Annotated in this window: 20 protein-coding genes; 12 read left to right on the top strand and 8 right to left on the bottom strand. The window is 72.0% G+C overall.

The features are described from left to right. The first annotated feature begins 23 nt into the window (after window positions 1-23). The 3 genes from AB0898_RS15330 to AB0898_RS15320 all read left to right on the top strand — a co-directional run bounded on the left by AB0898_RS15330 (window position 24) and on the right by AB0898_RS15320 (window position 2,747). Complete coding sequence (locus AB0898_RS15330) at window positions 24-1,259, top strand: MFS transporter (protein ID WP_366803394.1); 1,236 nt, start codon at window positions 24-26, stop codon at window positions 1,257-1,259. A gap of 123 nt (window positions 1,260-1,382) precedes the next feature. Then, complete coding sequence (locus AB0898_RS15325) at window positions 1,383-2,057, top strand: hypothetical protein (protein ID WP_366803393.1); 675 nt, start codon at window positions 1,383-1,385, stop codon at window positions 2,055-2,057. Window positions 2,058-2,159: 102 nt separating this feature from the next. Then, window positions 2,160-2,747 carry a DinB family protein gene (locus AB0898_RS15320; RefSeq protein WP_366803392.1) on the top strand — a complete coding sequence of 196 codons (588 nt, stop codon included), beginning with the start codon at window positions 2,160-2,162 and terminating at the stop codon, window positions 2,745-2,747. A gap of 10 nt (window positions 2,748-2,757) precedes the next feature. Here the strand turns inward: AB0898_RS15320 and AB0898_RS15315 are convergent, their stop codons facing one another. Beyond that, window positions 2,758-3,192: a RidA family protein gene (locus AB0898_RS15315; RefSeq protein ID WP_366803391.1), complete on the bottom strand. Its 435-nt coding sequence runs from the start codon at window positions 3,190-3,192 to the stop codon at window positions 2,758-2,760. Window positions 3,193-3,407: 215 nt separating this feature from the next. On the opposite strand from AB0898_RS15315, the gene AB0898_RS15310 reads away from it, so the two are divergent. The 6 genes from AB0898_RS15310 (at window position 3,408) to soxR (ending at window position 8,965) form a co-directional block, all read left to right on the top strand. Then, window positions 3,408-3,989, top strand: a complete 582-nt coding sequence (locus AB0898_RS15310; RefSeq protein ID WP_366803390.1) for a hypothetical protein — start codon at window positions 3,408-3,410, stop codon at window positions 3,987-3,989. An 80-nt stretch (window positions 3,990-4,069) separates the two neighbouring features. Beyond that, window positions 4,070-4,267: a DUF4236 domain-containing protein gene (locus tag AB0898_RS15305; protein ID WP_366803389.1), complete on the top strand. Its 198-nt coding sequence runs from the start codon at window positions 4,070-4,072 to the stop codon at window positions 4,265-4,267. Between the two features lie 79 nt (window positions 4,268-4,346). Beyond that, window positions 4,347-5,876 (top strand): UDP-N-acetylglucosamine 1-carboxyvinyltransferase, encoded by a 1,530-nt coding sequence (locus AB0898_RS15300; protein WP_199584154.1) that lies wholly within the window; start codon window positions 4,347-4,349, stop codon window positions 5,874-5,876. A 199-nt stretch (window positions 5,877-6,075) separates the two neighbouring features. Next, window positions 6,076-7,686, top strand: coding sequence for an MDR family MFS transporter (locus AB0898_RS15295; protein ID WP_366803388.1), 1,611 nt, complete (start codon window positions 6,076-6,078; stop codon window positions 7,684-7,686). 82 nt (window positions 7,687-7,768) lie between these two features. Next, on the top strand, window positions 7,769-8,425 hold the full coding sequence (locus tag AB0898_RS15290) for a DsbA family oxidoreductase (RefSeq protein WP_366803387.1): 657 nt from the start codon (window positions 7,769-7,771) through the stop codon (window positions 8,423-8,425). Between the two features lie 24 nt (window positions 8,426-8,449). Next, window positions 8,450-8,965: a redox-sensitive transcriptional activator SoxR gene (gene soxR / locus AB0898_RS15285; protein ID WP_407078346.1), complete on the top strand. Its 516-nt coding sequence runs from the start codon at window positions 8,450-8,452 to the stop codon at window positions 8,963-8,965. Window positions 8,966-9,058: 93 nt separating this feature from the next. Here soxR and AB0898_RS15280 read toward each other — a convergent pair whose 3' ends face one another. The 4 genes from AB0898_RS15280 to AB0898_RS15265 all read right to left on the bottom strand — a co-directional run bounded on the left by AB0898_RS15280 (window position 9,059) and on the right by AB0898_RS15265 (window position 12,835). Then, the gene (locus tag AB0898_RS15280) at window positions 9,059-10,093 is read right to left on the bottom strand and encodes a Gfo/Idh/MocA family oxidoreductase (protein WP_366803385.1); all 1,035 of its coding nucleotides are present in this window, start codon (window positions 10,091-10,093) and stop codon (window positions 9,059-9,061) included. 53 nt (window positions 10,094-10,146) lie between these two features. Continuing rightward, window positions 10,147-10,806 (bottom strand): hypothetical protein, encoded by a 660-nt coding sequence (locus tag AB0898_RS15275; protein ID WP_366803384.1) that lies wholly within the window; start codon window positions 10,804-10,806, stop codon window positions 10,147-10,149. 245 nt (window positions 10,807-11,051) lie between these two features. Beyond that, window positions 11,052-12,263, bottom strand: coding sequence for a globin domain-containing protein (locus AB0898_RS15270; RefSeq protein WP_366803383.1), 1,212 nt, complete (start codon window positions 12,261-12,263; stop codon window positions 11,052-11,054). 239 nt (window positions 12,264-12,502) lie between these two features. Next, entirely contained in the window at window positions 12,503-12,835 is a 333-nt protein-coding gene (locus tag AB0898_RS15265; protein WP_366803382.1) for a cupin domain-containing protein, read from the bottom strand. 224 nt (window positions 12,836-13,059) lie between these two features. On the opposite strand from AB0898_RS15265, the gene AB0898_RS15260 reads away from it, so the two are divergent. Then, window positions 13,060-13,863: a hypothetical protein gene (locus AB0898_RS15260; protein WP_366803381.1), complete on the top strand. Its 804-nt coding sequence runs from the start codon at window positions 13,060-13,062 to the stop codon at window positions 13,861-13,863. An 81-nt stretch (window positions 13,864-13,944) separates the two neighbouring features. On the opposite strand, the gene AB0898_RS15255 is transcribed toward AB0898_RS15260, so the two are convergent. Next, entirely contained in the window at window positions 13,945-14,379 is a 435-nt protein-coding gene (locus tag AB0898_RS15255; protein ID WP_366803380.1) for a DUF6299 family protein, read from the bottom strand. 187 nt (window positions 14,380-14,566) lie between these two features. Here AB0898_RS15255 and AB0898_RS15250 point away from each other — a divergent pair, with 187 nt between their 5' ends. Continuing rightward, on the top strand, window positions 14,567-15,379 hold the full coding sequence (locus AB0898_RS15250; RefSeq protein WP_366803379.1) for a PaaX family transcriptional regulator C-terminal domain-containing protein: 813 nt from the start codon (window positions 14,567-14,569) through the stop codon (window positions 15,377-15,379). 375 nt (window positions 15,380-15,754) lie between these two features. Continuing rightward, window positions 15,755-16,210 carry an ATP-binding protein gene (locus AB0898_RS15245; protein WP_366803378.1) on the top strand — a complete coding sequence of 152 codons (456 nt, stop codon included), beginning with the start codon at window positions 15,755-15,757 and terminating at the stop codon, window positions 16,208-16,210. Here the strand turns inward: AB0898_RS15245 and AB0898_RS15240 are convergent. Together AB0898_RS15240 and argF are read right to left on the bottom strand one after the other, a co-directional pair. Then, window positions 16,170-17,645 carry an amino acid permease gene (locus AB0898_RS15240; RefSeq protein ID WP_366803377.1) on the bottom strand — a complete coding sequence of 492 codons (1,476 nt, stop codon included), beginning with the start codon at window positions 17,643-17,645 and terminating at the stop codon, window positions 16,170-16,172. The two genes, AB0898_RS15245 and AB0898_RS15240, sit on opposite strands and share 41 nt — an antisense overlap. Before the next feature lie 110 nt (window positions 17,646-17,755). Further along, on the bottom strand, window positions 17,756-18,784 hold the full coding sequence (argF, locus tag AB0898_RS15235) for an ornithine carbamoyltransferase (RefSeq protein WP_366803376.1): 1,029 nt from the start codon (window positions 18,782-18,784) through the stop codon (window positions 17,756-17,758). Window positions 18,785-18,873: the final 89 nt, after the last annotated feature.

Here is an 18,873-nt window from a genome sequence, read left to right as displayed (position 1 = left end):
CTGTCGTGAACGCGGAGTCAGCCGTGCCCCACCTGCTGCCGGATACCGGGCCCCAACGCGTCCTGGCCGCCTCGAACTTCGTCTACACCGTCGGCAGCGGGCTCTATCTGACCGCGGGTGTCCTGTACTTCACCGAGGCGGCCCAGCTGCCCGCCGGCCGGGTGGGACTCGGGCTCGGGATCGCCGGAGGTGTCTCGCTGGCCCTGGGCATCGGCGGCGGGCATCTCGCGGACCGGCGCGGCGCCCGCGGCGTCTACGCGGCCACCCTCGTCGTCCAGGCGCTGGCCACCGCCTGTTTCGTCCTGGTGGACAGCTTCTGGTCGTTCGTCCTCGTGGTGTGCGCGGCCGCCGGTGCGAAGGCCGCCGGAATCGCCGCCCGCTCGCCGCTCATCAGGCACTACGGAGGGGACCGGCCGCAGGAGTTCCGGGCCTATCTCCGCGCGGTGACGAACGTCGGCATCTCCCTCGGCGCCGTGGGCGCGGGGTGGGTCGTGCAAGTGGGCACCCTCACCGCCTACCAGCTCATGGCCGTCGGCAACGCGATCGCCTTCGTCGTCTCCGCGGCGCTCCTGGTCTCCCTCCCGCCGGTCGAGCCCGCCCCCGCCACCGGCGGCCCCCGCTGGATCGCCCTGCGCGACCGCCCCTACCTGCTGCTCACCGCCCTCGACGGCGTCATGGCCATCCAGTTCAAGGTGCTCACGGTGGCCATCCCGCTCTGGATCGTCGGCGCCACCAGCGCCCCGCACTGGCTGATCTCGGGCACCATGCTCACCGGCACCGTCATCGTCGTCGCGTTCCAGGTGCGGGCAGGACGGGACGTCGACTCCCCCGAAGCCGGCGGTAACGCCTACCGGCGGGCGGGCGTCGCCTTCCTCATCGCCTGCTCGATGATCTCGCTGTCCTCGGGGAGACCGGCGTGGGCCGCCGCCGCGCTGCTCATCGCCGCGGTGGTGGTCCACACGGTCGGCGAGCTGTGGCACTCCGCCGCCGGCTTCGAGGTGTCCTTCGCGCTGGCGCCACGGCACGCCACGGGGCAGTACCTGGGCGTGTTCGGCCTCGGCGCCGGACTGGCCGAGGCCCTCGGTCCCGGACTGCTCATCTGGCTCTGCATCACCTGGGGCCGGCCCGGGTGGTACGTCGTGGGCGCCATGTTCGCGCTGACGGGCCTGGCGGCACCCCTCGCCGTCCGCTGGGCACGGACCCGGCAGAACGCCCTGCCGACACCCGCCCCGACCCCCGCGAACGCGCCCACGACCTGAACCGCCGCCCGCCGTAAGGACTTTGCCCGCCGATGATTGAGCGCCCCCGGCGCACGGGGGTACTACTGCGGCACAGAGCGGGCCCGCGCGTCCGCCCCTGAACTCCGTGCGGGAGAAACCCTCTTGTCCAAGTCGATCCTCCACCGGGTCCTCGAACCCTTCCCCGACGCGGCGAGCGCGCTGTCGCGGGCGCGCGCGATCATGCGTGAACTGGCCGAGTGGCAGGGCCTCCCCTGGCCCCAGTTGAGCCCGGTCACCACGGCCGCGCAGTACGTCCACGCCGTACGCACCTTCGGCACCGGCCGGTTCGCCGGGGAACCGGCGCCGTCCGCCGTCGGCCCGTTCCTGGGCGAACTGACCCGCCGTGGCGTGGCGTTCGAACGCCGGGGGCCGGACTGGCTGTTCATGGTGGACGCACGGCTCCGCCCGGAACTGGCCGAACTCTGGCCGCTGCCCGAGGACTTGGAGCTCATCCTGAGCCTGACGCCGCCCTTCGGCGGCCCCGGCACCGAGCCCGAGGACGAGTGCACCGAGGAGGAACTGGACCAGATGGTCCTGGCACTCGGACCCCTGGCCCTGGACGCCGGTTGGGACTGCCGCTGGCGTGGCCTGCCCGACGCCAAGGGCTGCGGTGTCCAGCTCTGCCTGAACAGCGTCTGGACCGCACAGCACGCCGAGCCGGCCCCCGGCGAGTTCGGCGTCTGGATCTCCCTCGGCGCCCGCAGCGCCTGGACCCCCGCCGCCCAGGCCTGGCTGCGCGAGACGGGCCTGCCGCTGGGCGGACCCCAGGCGGGCTGACAGCCCACTGGAGCGGCCGGCCCGCAGGGTGGGGCCGGAGCTCACAGGACAGGGTCGGGAAAACCTCCGTACCGCGTGCGCGGGTGACGGCAGACTCACCCCATGACCGCCTCAACCCCCAAGGCCGACCTGCGCCTCTACCTCCAGTCCGCCCGCGATGCCCTCCTGTGGAAGCTCGACGGTCTCGGGGAGTACGACATCCGCCGCCCGCTCACCCCGACCGGGACCAACCTCCTGGGGCTGGTGAAGCACGCGGCCGGGGTGGAGCTGGGCTACCTCGGGGACGTCTTCGGGCGGCCGTCGGGCGAGCCGCTGCCCTGGCTGGACGACGGCGCCGAGACCAACGCGGACATGTGGGCCACCGCCGAGGAGTCACGCGCGGACATCGTGGACCTCTACCGCAGGGCGTGGGCGCACGCGGACGCCACGGTCGACGCGCTGCCGCTGGACACGGTGGGCAGGGTGCCGTGGTGGCCGGAGGGGAAGGACGAGGTGACGTTGCATCACGCGGTCGTCCGGGTCACGGCCGACACCCAGCGCCACGCGGGGCACGCCGACATCCTCCGCGAACTCCTCGACGGCGCCGTCGGGGTGGGCCGGGACAACGCCGGTCTGCCGCCGGGCGACGCGCAGTGGTGGGAGACGTACCGGGGCCGGCTGGAGGCGGCGGCTCGGGCGGCCGAGCGGTGAAGGACCCGCCTCAGCCCGGCACCACGGCCCACGCCTCGATCTCCACCCGGAACGCGGGGTGGACGAGCCCGGCGACCTGGACCAGCGAGCAGGCGGGCGGGCGCGCGGAGTCCTGGTGTTCGTCGCGCACCCGGCGGAAGGCGGGGAGGTCCGCGAGGTCGGTGAGGAAGACGGTCAGCTTGACCACATGGCCGAGGCCGGTGCCCGCCGCCGCGAGGGCCGTGGCCAGGTTGGCGTACACCTGCCGCACCTGCGCCTCCGCGTCCCCCTCCCCCACGAGCCGCCCCTCGGCGTCGAGCGGCACCTGCCCGGAGACGGCGACGAGGTTCCCGGCCGCGCCGAACGCCACGGCGTGGCTGTAGCCGTTCACGGGCGGCGCGCCGTCGGGTCGTACGAAGTGCCGGACGGTCCCGTCGTGCCGGGTCGTCTCGTCGTGCTGGGCCATCTCGTCTCCTCGTGGCGGGCGGCACGTCCCACCGTGGCGGGCGGCACGTCTCACCGTGGCGGGCGGCACGTCCCACCGTGGCGGGCGGCGCATGATCATCGGATTCCGCCACCCTCCCACCGGACGACCGCCTGGCACACCCCCACCCCTCCCGGACACCGCCGCCCAGGTGAATTTCCTCGCCGGACGCCCGTACCCGGTGAGACCATCCCCCGGTGAGCCACTTCTCGTACCACTCGCTCCCCGAGGGCGTGCCGGCCGCCCGCTTCCACATCCCCGAGCCCCGGCGCGCGGAGTCCGGCGCGTGGCCGGGGTTCGAGAAGGCGCTGGAGGCCGTGAACCGGGACCTCGCGGCCACCCTGCCCGAGCATCCGCCTCTGGTGCTGATGGTGGAGCCGGCGCACGAGGCGGGCGAGCCCGAGCGGCTGTACGTGGCGCTGCCTGACGGCCGCCGGCAGGGCAATCCCGTGCACCCCGACGACGTGACGTACGACTCCGGCGCACCGGAGCCGGCCGACCCCGCCGACCTGCTCACCCGGACCGCCGACGCCGCCCAGGAGACGGTGATGGAGATGGCCTGGCAGGTGTGGCCGGTCTGCCCGGCGCACAAGCTGGGAGCACATGTGCGGTCCGACGCGGAGGCGGTCACCTGGTGGTGTCCGGGAGGTACGGAGGCCGGCGGCCACCACGTCTCCCGGGTGGGCGAACTGTCCGGAGCGCTGCCGGGAAAGCAGCGGCGGGCACTGCGCAGGGAGGAGCGGAAGAAGCAGAAGAAGCAGAAGAAGCAAGGACGCTGAAGGCGCGGCCATCAGTAACCCGTTCGGGGGTATCCGGGTTGAGCGGCCTTCCGCCGCACCGACAATCGGAGGAGACAGTCATGGGCCTCACATTCCGCAAGAGCTTCCGCATCCTGCCCGGAGTCCGCCTGAACATCAACCGCCACTCCTGGTCCCTCACGACCGGCGGCGGCAAGCACGGCCCCCGCCACACCCACAGCAGCACGGGACGCCGTACGACCTCGATGGATCTGCCCGGCCCGTTCGGCTGGCGCAAGACCACGACCAAGGGCCACTGACCGGGCGCCGTTGACCCGGCATCACCCGAATGGACCCCCCGGCGGGGCGCCATCTCATATCTGAGATAGCCTCAACCTCATGTCAGACGACTACCTCGCACGCATCGGCAAGCTCATCCGTGACGCCCGGCAGCACCGCGGCTGGACTCAGACCCAGCTCGCGGACGCTCTCGGCACGAGTCAGAGCGCGGTCAACCGCATCGAGCGCGGGAACCAGAACATCAGCCTTGAGATGATCGCCCGCATCGGGGAGGCCCTGGACAGCGAGATCGTGTCGCTGGGCTACGCGGGTCCGATGCATCTGCGCGTCGTCGGCGGCCGCCGCCTCTCCGGCGCCATCGACGTCAAGACGAGCAAGAACGCCTGCGTCGCCCTGCTGTGCGCGTCCCTGCTGAACAAGGGCCGTACGGTCCTGCGCCGGGTCGCCCGGATCGAGGAGGTGTACCGCCTCCTGGAGGTGCTCAACTCCATCGGCGTCCGCACCCGCTGGATCAACGACGGCGTCGACCTCGAACTCGTCCCCCCGGCCCAGCTGGAGATGGACGCCATCGACGCGGAGGCGGCCGTCCGCACCCGCTCGATCATCATGTTCCTCGGCCCGCTGCTGCACCGCATGGACCGCTTCATGCTGCCGTACGCGGGCGGCTGCGACCTCGGCACCCGCACCATCGAGCCGCACATGATCGCGCTGCGCCGCTTCGGCCTGGACATCGCGGCGACCGAGGGGCAGTACCACGCGGTGGTGGACCGCACGGTCCGCCCGGACCGCCCGATCGTCCTGACCGAGCGCGGCGACACCGTGACCGAGAACGCGCTGCTGGCGGCCGCCCGCCACGACGGCGTGACCGTCATCCGCAACGCCTCCTCCAACTACATGGTCCAGGACCTCTGCTTCTTCCTGGAGGCCCTGGGCGTACGGGTCGAGGGCATCGGCACCACCACCCTCACCGTGCACGGCGTCCCCAACATCGACATCGACGTCGACTACTCCCCCTCCGAGGACCCGGTCGAGGCGATGAGCCTGGTCGCCGCCGCCGTGGTGACGGAGTCGGAGCTGACGGTCCGCCGGGTGCCGATCGAGTTCCTGGAGATCGAGCTGGCGGTCCTGGAGGAGATGGGCCTCGACCACGACCGCAGCCGCGAGTACTTCGCCGACAACGGCCGTACCCGCCTGGTCGACCTCACGGTCCGCCCCTCCAAGCTGGAGGCGCCGATCGACAAAATCCACCCGATGCCGTTCCCCGGCCTCAACATCGACAACGTCCCCTTCTTCGCGGCGATCGCCGCCGTCGCCCAGGGCAAGACCCTGATCCACGACTGGGTCTACGACAACCGCGCGATCTACCTCACCGACCTCAACCGCCTCGGCGGCCGCCTCCAACTCCTCGACCCCCACCGCGTGTTGGTGGAAGGCCCCACCCGCTGGCGCGCCGCCGAGATGATGTGCCCGCCGGCCCTCCGGCCCGCCGTGGTCGTCCTCCTGGCGATGATGGCGGCGGAGGGCACGTCGGTGCTCCGCAACGTGTACGTCATCAACCGCGGGTACGAGGACCTGGCGGAGCGGCTGAACTCGATCGGGGCGCAGATCGAGATCTTCCGGGACATCTGAGGCACGGACACCGTCGCGCCCCGTCCACCCCGCCGCTCGGCCGGGTGGACGGGGCGCGGCGGCGTTTCCGGGACTTCGCGGCACGCCGGCCGGGCTTGACCTCGACCTAAGTAGAGGTTGCAGGCTTGCGGTGCCGGCGGCGCGGGAGGCGCGCGCCGGACACCCTTGTCCCGGACCGTGCTGTGGAGGAAGCCACCTCATGACCGATGTCGCGCAGACGGAGACCGAGGGGCCGGCCATCCCCAGGGCTCCGGCCGGCCTGATCGTCTTCGGACTGATGCTTGGCATGTTCCTGTCCTCGCTGGACCAGACCGTGGTCTCCACCGCCATGCGGACCATCACGGACGATCTCGACGGGCTCACCGAACAGGCCTGGGTGACCACGGCCTATCTGATCACCTCCGTCATCTCCACCGCGTTGTACGGCAGGTTCTCGGACCTGTACGGACGCCGGCCGCTGTACCTGATCGCCGTCGGGGTCTTCCTGCTCGGCTCGCTGCTGTGCGGGCTGGCCCGGTCGATGGGGGAGCTGACCGCCTTCCGGGCCGTCCAGGGACTGGGCGCCGGCGGGCTGATGAGCCTGGCGTTCACCGTCCTCGCGGACCTGGTGCCGCTTCCGGAACGTACCCGGTACCAGGCCTGGTTCGGCTCGGTCTTCGGTGTCTCGGCGGTGGCCGGGCCCGTCCTGGGAGGGTGGTTCGCCGGGGCGGACAGCGTCCTCGGAGTCACCGGCTGGCGCTGGGCGTTCCTCGTCAACCTGCCGATCGGCGCCGTCGCGATGCTCCTGATCGGGCTGCTCCTGAAACTGCCCAGACCACGGGCGGCCGTCGGGCGCGTCGACGTCCTCGGCCTCCTCGCCCTGGTCGTCTGCCTGGTGCCCCTGCTGACGGCGGCCGGACAGGGCCGCGAGTGGGGCTGGGGCGCGGGGCCGACGCTCGGTCTGTTCGCGGTGGGCGCGCTCGGCCTGGTGCTGTTCGTGCTCGCCGAGCGGCGCGCCGGGCAGAGCGCGCTGCTGCCCCTGAGCCTGTTCCGCGACCGGGTGTTCACCCTGGTCAACGTGGTCAACGTCATCGTCGGCATGGCTCTGTTCGGGGTGCTCACCGTGCTGCCCCTGTACGTGCAGATCGTCAGGGGCCTGTCCCCCACGCAGGCGGGGCTGATGCTGCTCCCGCAGACGGTCGGCATCGTCGTCTCCGGCCGGGTGGCCGGACCGTACGTCGCGAGGACCGGCAACTACAAGCCGGTCATCGTCTCCGGGGTGGCCCTGATGACCGCCGCGTCCTGGTGGCTGAGCGCCACCGGGACGGACACCGCGCTGTGGCAGACCGGCGGGGCCGCTCTGCTGATGGGCGCCGGTGTCGGTTTCTCCTGGCAGGTCATGCTGGTGGCGATCCAGCGGGGCGCGGAACCCGGCACCATGGGCGCCGCCGTCTCGTCGTACTCGTTCTTCCGCCAGATCGGCGGCACCGCCGGGGCCGCCGTCTTCCTGGCGGTCTTCTTCGGAACGGTGGGCGGCCGGGTCGCGGACGCCTACGCCGAGGCCGCGGACAGCCCCGTATTCCAGGCCGCCGCGCACGACCCGGCCGTGGCCTCGGCGCCCGCCAACCGGGTGCTGCTGAAGGGCATGGACGGCAGCCTGAACCTCGACGACACGTCGTTCCTGAAGAGCGCGGACCCTCGGCTGGCCCGCCCGCTGCTGGACGCCATGACCGCTTCGATGAGCACCGTGTACCTGGTCAGCGGCTGTCTGCTGGTGCTGGGCGTCCTGGTGTCCCTCCTGATACGGCAGCGTGGGCCCGCCGGCTCCTGAGCGGAGGCGCGTGTGTACACCGTCGGCGCCGAAGGCCGTCGCCGACCCGACCGCCCCGCAGGGGGACGAGAGGAAGGGGCCGATGAGGCTGGAGATCTGGTCGGACCTGATGTGCCCGTGGTGCTACCTGGGGCATCTGCGGCTGCGTACCGCGCTGTCCCGGTTCGCGCACCGCGAGCAGGTGCTGACGGTCTGGCGCGCCTTCGAACTCCGCCCGGGGCAGCCGGGACTGCCGGGACGCACCCTCGCCGAGATGATGGCCACCGACTACGGCCTGGACGCCGCCCGGGTGGCCACGCTGTTCCGGCACATCGAGGAACTGGGGGCGCGCGAGGGGGCCGGCATCGTGCTGTCGGACCTGCGGCCGGTCAACTCCTTCGACGCGCACCGGCTCGTCCACCTCGCCGCGAGGCGGGGACTGGCCACCCGGACGAAGGACCGGCTCTTCCGCGCGTACTTCACCGAGCACCGCAACATCGCCGACCACGCGGTGCTGTCGGCCGTCGCCGAGGACGTCGGCCTCGACGGCGCGGCGGCCGCCGCCGTCCTGGCGGGCGACGGCTTCGCCGACGCGGTGCGCGAGGACGAACGGCTCGCGGCCACGGCCGGGTTCAGGGCGGTACCGGCCTTCCGTATCGACGGGACCGCCGGAATCGACGGCGCCTCGGGGACACCGTCGGCCGACCGGTTGACCGCGGCCCTGGAGACCGCCTGGAACGAACGGACCGAAGTCGGCTGACGACACCGGAGGTTGATGGAGCGCATGTCGCCCCGCCTGAACCCGCTTTCCCCCACCGCCCGGGAACTCACGGTCGGACAGGTGTCCACGCGCACCGGAGTCGCCGTGACCGCGCTGCACTTCTACGAGTCGAAGGGGCTGATCAAGAGCCGTCGTACGTCCGGCAACCAGCGCCGCTACACCCGTGACACGCTCCGGCGGGTGGCGGTGATCCGGGTGGCCCAGCGGCTGGGCATCCCGCTGGCCGTGGTGCGGGCGGCGCTGCAGTCGCTGCCCAGCAACCGCACGCCCAACCGGCAGGACTGGGAGGAGCTGTCCCGGATCTGGAGGGCCGATCTGGACTCCCGCATCAGGGAGTTGACCGTCCTGCGCGACAGCCTCAGCGACTGCATCGGCTGCGGCTGCCTGTCGGTGTCCAACTGCCCGCTCACCAATCCGTACGACTCGCTGGGCAAGTCGGGGCCCGGACCGCGCCGACTGTTCACCCCGGCCGACGCGGACGGCCCGCCGGAGCCGGACTCGCCCTCCGGGGGCGGCTGAGCTGTTGTCCGGCGTGCGCTGCCCTCCCGTGAGCCGGGTGCCGGCTTCAGCTCATCGCTCCTGCGGCTCGCCGCATGAATCCTGCGGCTTGCCTCATGACTGCTGCGGCTCGCCGCGGACCGGGAGGCCGCAGGCGCGGTAGATCTCGTCCAGGACGCCCATGTTCGTCACGGCGTCGGCGGGTGAGGTGAGGACCGGGGCCTTGTCCAGCACGGCCGACGCGAAGGCCGACAGCTGGCAGGCGTAGCTGGAGGGGGTGTGCCGGAGGCGCTCGCGCCGCAGCACGCGTCCGCCCTCCGCACGTGGGGCGCGGACGGTGAGCCGGTGGTAGAGCTGCGGCATCACGAAGTTGGTGACGTGCAGTTCACCGGCGGACCCGATCGCGCGAGCCCGGATCGACAGCAGCCGGCGCGACCACATGGATGCGCGCACCCGCCCGCTCACTCCGCCCGGAAAGGCGAGGTCGGCGCTCATCGCGCGGTCGACGCGCGGGTCCTTGCGCAGGGTCAGCATCCGGGCTGCCGTCACCGCCGGGGCGCCGCCGCCGAGGAGACGGGCGACGTGGACCGCGTAACAGCCGGCGTCCATGGTCGCGCCGCCCGCCAGCCCGTAGTCGTACCGGATGTCGCCGAACCGGGGCAGCGGAAAACAGACTTCGGCCTCGACATGCCGCAACTCACCGAGTTCGCCGCCCTCCACGATCTCCCGCATCCGCGCGGCCAGGGGGTGATGGCGGTAGTGGAACGCCTCCATCACCACCAGTCCACTGCGCGCGTACGCCTCGTCGGCGGCCTCCGCGACACGCTCCGCCTCCGCGCGATTGGCGGTCAGCGGCTTCTCGCACAGGACGTGCTTTCCGGCCTCCAGCGCCTTCAACGTCCACTCCGCGTGCAGCCCGTTGGGCAACGGCACGTAAACGGCGTCCACTTGAGGATCGGCGAGCAGCTCGTCGTACCCACTGTGCACGACGGGAATACCATGCCGCCGCGCGAACTCCCCCGCACGCCGCCGATCACGAGCGGCAACCGCGGTCACCGTGACCCGCGGAGTCCGACGCGCGGGCTTGACCAACGCGGCCGGCGCAATGGCAGCCGCCCCGAGCAACCCGACCCTGAGGCCCTGAGACATGGGGGTCAGTGTGCCAGGCGTGACGGGCGGGACGGAACCTTCACCTCGGGGCCTCAGTCCACACCCCTCAAGTACACCTGGTCGCGCTGCGCGTCCAGAGGGTGCACCGAGACCGACAGCGAGTTCAGGTCGTCCTCACAGGGACCGCAGACCGGACCTTCCGTCACGTCGGGCAGCGCCTCGGGTTCCTTCAGACCGAGGCGGGCGAAGGGCGTGGCCGGTTTGACCTCATCGGCCGACAGGAGCGGCTCGGCGCGATGCGACAGGGGGTTTTCGGGCGCCAACTCCTTGAGGAAGGCGGGAGTTTCCGCGCCGGGCAGGACGAACGCGAGAAGCAGGCCGTCGTCCTGCGGGCCGTCCTGATACGCGGCCCGGAGGTCCGTCGCCTTCGGGGGAACGGCGACGTGAAGCCGGTCCGCCACCTCCTGCGGCGTCGTTTTGGGAACCCAATGAGGCACACCGTTCCCACCGCGCGAAGGAGCAGCGGTGGGCGAGGACGAGCAGGCGGACAGCGCACACAGCAGGAACCCGGAGCACAGGGCGGCGGCAAGAGCGATGCCAGGCCGTACGGAACGAAGCAGCAGCCCGGCCCGGCGGCTCGGTTTCCTCTGTGCGAGACCGTTCAGGTTCGTGCGGACGAGACCGCATTTGCCGCGCAGATGGCGGTGGTCGCGGCTCAACCGGGTCAGGTCCCGGATGCGTGCGACGTCCACGCGGTAACTGACGTTGCCCCAGCCGTCGGCGCTTCCTCGTATTCGGTGAGCCACTCCGTCCTCCGCCTCCCCCGCCCTGATCGTCCCCATGGTCGATGCGCGTCTGCCGGCCCGCACCCGCCTTGAACTGTTCTCACTCGTACCACGCCATCGGTGGTCCTCCCCCTCTTCGTGGCGTCGATGTGGCCTGCTTCCGTCGCGCTCCCGGACATCGATGTGCCGGTGAGGGACGGCGCCGCCCCCGCCTAGTCCAGATCCGCCTGCCAAAGATCCGGTCCGAACACCTCGTACTGGATGTCCCCCGGCGCGACCCCCCGTTCGAGGAGTTTCGTGCGTGCCGCCTGCATGAAGGGGAGGGGGCCGCAGAGGTAGTAGAGGGCGTCGTCGGGGAGGTCGATGTCCTGGACGTTCAGGCGGCCCTGGAAGACGCCGGTCAGGGGTTCCATGGTCTCGGCGCCGGTTTCGTACCAGGCGTAGAGTTCCGCGTCGCGCATTTCCAGAATGTCTCCGACGACCTGGCGGCGCAGGGGGAAGGAGGCCTCGTCGAGGTCGGCGTGGAGGAGCTTGACGTGCAGGCCGGAGCCCGCTTTGACGAGGTGGGAGAGCATGCCGGCGGCCGGGGCGATGCCGATGCCGGCGGTGGCGAAGACGACGGGGCGGCCCGCGTCGTCGAGGACGACGTCGCCGTACGGCAGGGACGTCGTGACCGTGTCGCCCACCTGGACCACCTCGTGCAGGAGGGTGGACATCTCGCCGTCGGGGTCGATGCCGTCGCCCCGGACGCGCTTGACCGAGAACTGGCGGTGTTCGCCGTCGTCGGCCCGGGTCAGGCTGTACTGGCGCGGCTGGCGCACCCCGTCGGGCATCCGCATCCGCACGGTGACGTACTGGCCGGGCAGCGAGCTCTTCACCAGGCGGTCGTCGATCCGCTTCAGCACGAAGGTGACCACGTCGGCGGTCTCGCGGATCTTCTTCTCGACCTCCCACTCCCGCCAGACCGTCTCCGGGCGCGCGCCGCGCGCGCTGTACAGGCCGCGCTCCTCGTTGACCAGGGAGTCGGCCATCAGCCAGTAGACCTCGTCCCAGGCGGCGGCGACCTCGGGGGTGACCGCCTCGCCGAGCACGTCGCCGATGGCCCACATCAGGTGGTCGTGGACGATCTGGTACTGCTCGGGGCGGATGCCGAGCGAGGCGTGCTTGTGCGCGATGCGGGAGAGCAGATGCCCGGGCACGTGCTCCGGCGACTCCACGAGTCCGGTCGCGAACGCCGCCACCGATCCGGCCAGGGCCTTCTGCTGGTCGCTGTGGGCCTGGTTGCCCCGGTTGAACACACCGTCGAGCAGTTCGGGGTGCGCGGCGAACATGTGCCGGTAGAAGCGCTGGGCGATCTCCCCTATGTGCTCGGCGACCACAGGCAGCGTGGCGGCGACGACGGGCCGGGAGGTTTCCGAGAGCATGACGAACCGCTCCAGGGGTACGCGGGGCCGCCCCGGCCGGGCGCGAAGCCACCGGGTACGAGGGCGCCGGGCGCGGACGGGGAGGTCCTCCGGGTGAATGATGTCGAGGGTGAGCCGGAGCCGGGGCCGGACAGTCGCCTGCGGGAGGTGGTCCTCCACCGCGGCCGGGGCCTCGGGGCGTTCCCCACCCCAGCGTATGCCGCGTGCGGGAACCGGGCGAGTCGGCTGCCGGCGCCCCCTCAGACCTCCTTCGCCACCGTCAGCAGCACCGTCGAGTCCTCCAGCGCCTCCAGCGCGTGCCGGCTGGGCGGTACGACGAGGAAGTCGCCGGTGCGCCCGTCCCAGGAGGTGTCGCCGCTGGTGAGCCGTACCCGTCCGCCGAGCACCAGGACGGTCGCCTCGCCCGGGTTCTCGTGTTCGGCCAGGACGGTGCCGGCGGTCAGGGCCAGGAGGGTCTGCCGCAGCGTGTGCTCGTGGCCGCCGTAGACCGTCGTCGCGCTGCGTCCGGCGGAGGCCTCCTTCGCGCGCTGCAGCTGCAGTCGGGCCTCGGCGTCCAGGGAGAGCTTGTGCATGGGTGGTCCGTTCTCCGGTGAGGGGGTGTCCGACCAGAACAACGAGGCCGGACGGCACCGGGGTGCGGCACTGCCGGAGACCGCTTCCCCGGTTCTCCGGCGACCGCTCCCGCAGGCCGGCCTCCTGTGGCTCCAACTCCCTTCTCCCGCAGCCCGTTTGGTCCGCTTCGGTGGTGAGCAGAACCCCTCCGGGACGGTACTGCGGCCGGGTGCGGGGGGGCGGTATGGGGGCCATGTGGCTGATCGTGGTGGTGGCGGTCGCGGTCGGGGCGTTCGCCGGGTGGCGGCGGCATCTGTTCCCTGGGGGCTGGGGGTACGCCCTGGCGTCCCGGTTCGCCGCCGAGCGGGGCGAACTGGCCCACGCGCGCTCGAAGGTACGCGGACTGGAGGGCACCGCCCGCGCGGACGAGTCGGCGGCGCGGGCCGAGGTGGCCGAGCAGGAGCAGCGGTACAAGAGCGAGCTGCGGACCCGGGAGCGGCTCATCGCGTCGCTGAACGAACCCGGAACGGGCAAGCGGCTGGCGGGTCTTGGTGAAGTGGCCCTGTACGAGCACGTGGTGGTGGCGAAGGACGCCAAGGGGGTTCGGCACACCCTTCAACTCGCGGGGCTCGGCGTCGAGTTCGAATGGAGCGAGGAGAGCTACTACCTCTACCTAGTCCGCACGGACGGGCGGCGGGTCCGGGCCGACTACGCCCGCGTCGGCGTGAGCCCGGACGAGGCGGAGCAGAAGGAGCGGCAGGAGACGCGCTTCACCGAGAAGCAGGTACGGGACTTCGCGGACACCGTCCGGGACACCGCTGCCACGGAGAACACCTTCCGCGCCCGCCTCCCCGAGCGCCTGAAGAAGGCGGAGGCCGACCTCGACCGCGTCCGCGAGGACACCGCCGCCCAGGAGCGGGCGCGCGAACGGCTGGCCCGGGTCCAGGAGCGCAACAAGGACAACCCTCATCTGCGCACCGCGCGGGAGGAGTTGGAGGCCGAACGGCTGAAGTGGCGGGCGCTGACCGGGAAGATGCCGCCCGGGTAGCGGGGACGGGTGCCGAACCGGCGGCGCGGCCCGGCACTCGTCCCTCACCCCTCAGCCCCCGCCCCTCAGCCCTCCCCGCCCTCAGTCCTCCACCAGCCGCACATCCCGCTCCCCCCGCGCGTGGAACACCGGCAGAAACGCGATGCCCGACGGCCGCAGCTCCATCACCGTCGCCTCCACATGGGCCGGACCGACGCGCAGCGCGTCGTCCGGGACCTGGCCGGAGTTGGTCCAGTGGTGCCGTGTGCCGTCGCACCGGGCGCGGGTGCCGCCGATGCCGTACTTGACGCGTGAGTCGTCCTGGTCGATCGAGGAGCTGACGAAGACCGGGCCGGTGGCGGGCAGACAGCGGTAGGTGCCGGAGAGGGTCACGGTGCCGTCCTCCTCGATCGTGGCGACCGCGTCGACGGTGACGTTCTCGGACGGGGCGGCGGTGGCGGTGGCGGCCGGTGCGGCGAGCGCGCAGAGCAACGCGGCGGCGCCGAGCGCGACGGCGAGGGCGGGGCGTACGGACATGGGGGTACCTTCCGGGCGGGGTTCCAGTCGGGTTCGAAGGGGGTGCCTCTGGGTGGGACTTCCCCTCGCCGCCGGGCGCCCCCAAGGCCGGGCGCGATCATCACCCGAGCGGTGGCACGTCACTGGGCCGGGCATACCACCCGCTCGTCACACCGGTGGTGACCAGCACTGATGTCGAAGATCTAAAATGATCAACGTGTCCGAGCAGCACGCCCCCAGGTCTCTCATCGTCACGCTCTACGGCGCGTACGGCCGCTCCATGCCGGGTCCGATGCCCGTCGCGGAGCTGATCCGGCTGCTGGCCGCGGTCGGCGTCGACGCCCCTTCGGTGCGCTCCTCGGTGTCCCGGCTCAAGCGCCGAGGTCTGCTGCTGCCCGCCCGCACGGCCGAGGGCGCCGCAGGGTACGAGCTCTCCGCCGAGGCACGCCGGCTGCTGGACGACAGCGACCGCCGTACCCGTACCGCAGGGCCCGCCGAGGACGCGGGCTGGGTGCTCGCGGTGTTCTCGGTGCCCGAGTCGGAGCGCCAGAAGCGGCACGTACTGCGCTCACGGCTGGCCGCGCTCGGCTTCGGCACGGCGGCGCCCGGGGTGTGGGTGGCCCCGGCGCGGCTGTACGAGGAGACCCGGCACGTGCTCGGCCGGCTGGGCCTGGCCCCGTACGTCGATCTGTTCCGGGGTGAGCACCTCGGTTTCGCGCCGACCGGCGAGGCCGTCGCCCGCTGGTGGGACCTCGCGGCGATCGCCAAGGAGCACGAGCGGTTCCTGGACGCCCACGAGCCCGTGCTGCGGGCCTGGCGGCAGCGCGCGGACACCCCGGCCGAGGACGCCTACCGCGACTATCTGCTCGCCCTGGACTCCTTCCGCCATCTCCCCTACGCCGACCCCGGGCTGCCCGCCCGGCTGCTGCCCGCCGACTGGCCCGGCACCGCCTCGGCGGAGGTCTTCCGCGCCCTGCGCGAGCGGCTGCGCGACGCGGGGGCCGGGTTCGCCGGAGTGTGAGGCCGGGTTCGCCCCCGTGTGACCCCGCGCGCCGCCGGCGGCGGGGCGTGAGTCCCCGTCCGCGCGCAGTGACCGCGCCCACGCCTCGTGCGCGCGCGTGTACGGACGCGTACGGAAGTGACCTCGCGTGCCCCCGGATCGTTTGTGAATGTCGTCACGTAGGTGCGGCCGGACACTCCCCCGAGCCCGGCCGCGTCACACGTGTCACCGGGGTTCCACCATGCCGTAACGGCTGGCACGGGCAGGTGCGGCGGGGTTCCCGGGCGGGTAGGCAGCGGCTTGGCGGGGCCCTCGGGCGCCGTCCGGCGGCCGCCGACCGACCGTGAGGGCGGGCCCGTACCATTTCCTACAGTCGAAAGCAGGACAGCCTGCTCCATGAACGGACTACTCGCCTTGCACGAACGCCCCACCGAATCGGCCTCCTGGCGCATCGCGCTGCCGCACACCGCGGCCGCGGTGCCGGTGGCGCGCGCGCTGGTGCGTTCGGCGCTGGCCGGGGTGGAGCACACCGCCGACAGCGACACCGCCGAGCTGCTCACGGCCGAGCTGGTCGCCAACGCGGTGGAGCACACCGCCGGGAGCGGACCGATCGAGCTGGTGGTGGAGCTGCGCCCGAGCGGCTGCCAGGTCGAGGTGCACGACCCGGACCCGGCGCCGCCGGGCCATCTGACGCGGCCCGTGATCGAGGAGCCCGACCCCTGGCAGGAGGGAGGGCGCGGCCTGTTGCTGATCCGCGCCCTCAGTTCGTCCTGCGGTCACCGCCCCACCTCGTCGGGCAAGGCGGTCTGGTTCAGACTGCCTGTGGTTCCCGCTCAGCGGCGCTCGGCGTGACCTCGGGGGCCTCAGCGGCCTCAGCGGCTTCGGTGCCCGCGCCCTTGGCCATCAGCGAGTGCCGGCGCCCGTAGGCGAAGTACACGCCGAGGCCCACCACGAGGAACACCGCGAACTGCGCCCAGGTCCGCCAGCCCGTCTCGTACATCAGGTACAGGCAGAAGGCGACGCCGAGCAGCGGCGCGACCGGGTACAGCGGGACCCGGAAGCCGCGCTTGAGGTCCGGCTGGCGGCGGCGCAGGGCGATCACCGCGATGTTGACGACGGCCATGATGGCCAGCGTGCCGATGGTGCACAGGTTCACCGTGGCGTCCAGCGAGGCGAAGGCCGCCGGGATCGCGAAGACGACGGCGACGATCAGCGTGCCCGCGACCGGCGTGGAGGTCTTCGGGGAGACCTTCTCGAAGACGCGCGGGACCAGGCCGTCGCGGGACATCGACAGCAGGATGCGGGTCTGGCCGTACATCACGGCGAGGACCACCGAGGCGATGGCGACGACCGCGCCGAAGGCGATGACCGCGCCGCCGACGGCGGAGCCGGTGACCTCGTTGACGACGTAGGACAGCGCGGCCGGGCGGCTGCCGACCTCCTTGCCGCCGATGGCGCCGATCGCGGCGAGCGCGACCGCGCAGTACAGCAGCGTGACCAGGCCCATGCAGACGAGGATCGCCACGGGGATGTCCCGGCGCGGGTTCTTGGCCTCTTCACCGGCCGTGGTGATCGCGTCGAAGCCGATGTAGGAGAAGAACGCGGCGGTGGTGCCCGCGCCGATGCCGCCGAGGCCCGCCGGGGAGAACGGCGTGAGGTTGCCGTGCTTGAAGGCGCTGTAGCCGATGGCGCAGAACGCGAGCAGGATGACGAGCTTGACCGCGGCCATGGCGGCGGTGGCCCGCGCGCTCTCGCGCACGCCGCGCACCAGCAGCACGGAGGCCATGGCGATGACGATGACGGCGGGCAGGTTCACGATGCCGCCGTCGCCCGGCCCGGCGGAGAGCGCGGCCGGGATCTGCCAGCCGGTGAGGCTGTGCAGGAGTTCGTTGACGTACTCGCTCCAGCCGACCGCGACGGCCGAGATGGAGATGCCGTACTCCAGGAGCAGGCACCAGCCGACCAGGAAGGCGGTGGTCTCGCCGAGACCGGCGTAGGCGAAGGAGTACGAGGAGCCGGAGACCGGGATCGCGCCGCCCAGCTCCGCGAAGGAGAAGGCGGTGAACACGCAGGTGATCGCGGCGAGGATGTACGAGATGACGACGGCGGGACCGGCCTGCGCGACGGAGGAGGAGAGGCCGACGAAGATGCCGGTACCGACGATGGCGCCGACGCCGAAGCAGATGAGCTGGAAGAGGCCCATGGTGCGCTTCAGACCGTGGCCCTCGCGGTCGGCGCCCGATTCGGCGACGAGCAGGTGCGGGGACTTGATGCGGGGAGCGGGCATAGGGGTGGTGCTCGTTTCTGGGTGGTGCGGACGGCCCGGGTGAGGCCGCTGCGTCGGCGCGGCGGGGGTGGGGCCAGGCCGTCGGTCAGGATAAGGCCAGGTGAGGAGGGTCACGCAAGGGTTTGTGAGATATCGCCGAGCGTCGCGACCAGCACCGCCTTGATCGTGTGCATACGGTTCTCGGCCTCGTCGAAGACCACCGAGTGCGCCGACTCGAAGACCTCGTCGCTGACTTCCAGCTCGGTCAGTCCGTGCCGCTCGAAGATCTCGCGGCCGACGGCGGTGCCGAGGTCGTGGAAGGCGGGCAGGCAGTGCAGGAACTTCACGTCCGGGTTCCCGGTGGCGCGCAGCACGTCCATGGTGACGGCGTACGGGCCGAGCAGCGCGATCCGCTCGTCCCAGACCTCCTTGGGCTCGCCCATGGACACCCAGACGTCGGTGGCGACGAAGTCGGCGCCGCGCACGCCCTCCTGCACGTCCTCGGTGAGGGTGACGCGGGCGCCGGATGCCTCGGCGAGCTGCCGGGCCAGGGCGACGATCGTCTCGTCGGGCCAGAGCACACGGGGGGCGACGATCCGGACGTCCATGCCGAGCAGGGCGCCGGTAACCAGGTAGGAGTTGCCCATGTTGTAGCGGGCGTCGCCGAGGTAGGCGAAGGCGATCCCGTCCAGGGGCTTGTCGCTGTGCTCGGTCATGGTGAGCACGTCGGCGAGCATCTGGGTGGGGTGCCACTCGTCGGTGAGCCCGTTGTAGACGGGGACGCCCGCGTGGGCGGCCAGCTCCTCGACGACGCCCTGGCCGTGGCCCCGGTACTCGATCGCGTCGTACATCCGCCCCAGCACGCGGGCGGTGTCCTTCACGGACTCCTTGTGCCCGATCTGGGAGCCGGCCGGGTCGAGGTAGGTGGTGTGGGCGCCCTGGTCGGCGGCGGCGACCTCGAACGCGCAGCGGGTGCGCGTCGAGGTCTTCTCGAAGATCAGCGCGATGTTCTTGCCGGTCAGGTGCCGTGTCTCGGTCCCGGCGCGCTTGGCGGCCTTCAGTTCCGCGGCCAGCTCGACCAGACCGCGGAACTCCTCGGCGGAGAAGTCGATCTCCTTGAGGAAGTGGCGGCCGGCGAGGGCGTTCGGGACTGTCGCCATGGGGGCGCTCCAGGGGTACGGGTGCGGGGACTGCGGTAATTCTATACGAGGCTCGGCATGGCTATTCATTTCGCGGCATGATTATGCGG

This window comes from Streptomyces sp. NPDC005435 (assembly GCF_040703155.1).
Taxonomy (GTDB): domain Bacteria; phylum Actinomycetota; class Actinomycetes; order Streptomycetales; family Streptomycetaceae; genus Streptomyces.
This window is presented reverse-complemented; position numbering and strand designations above follow the sequence as displayed.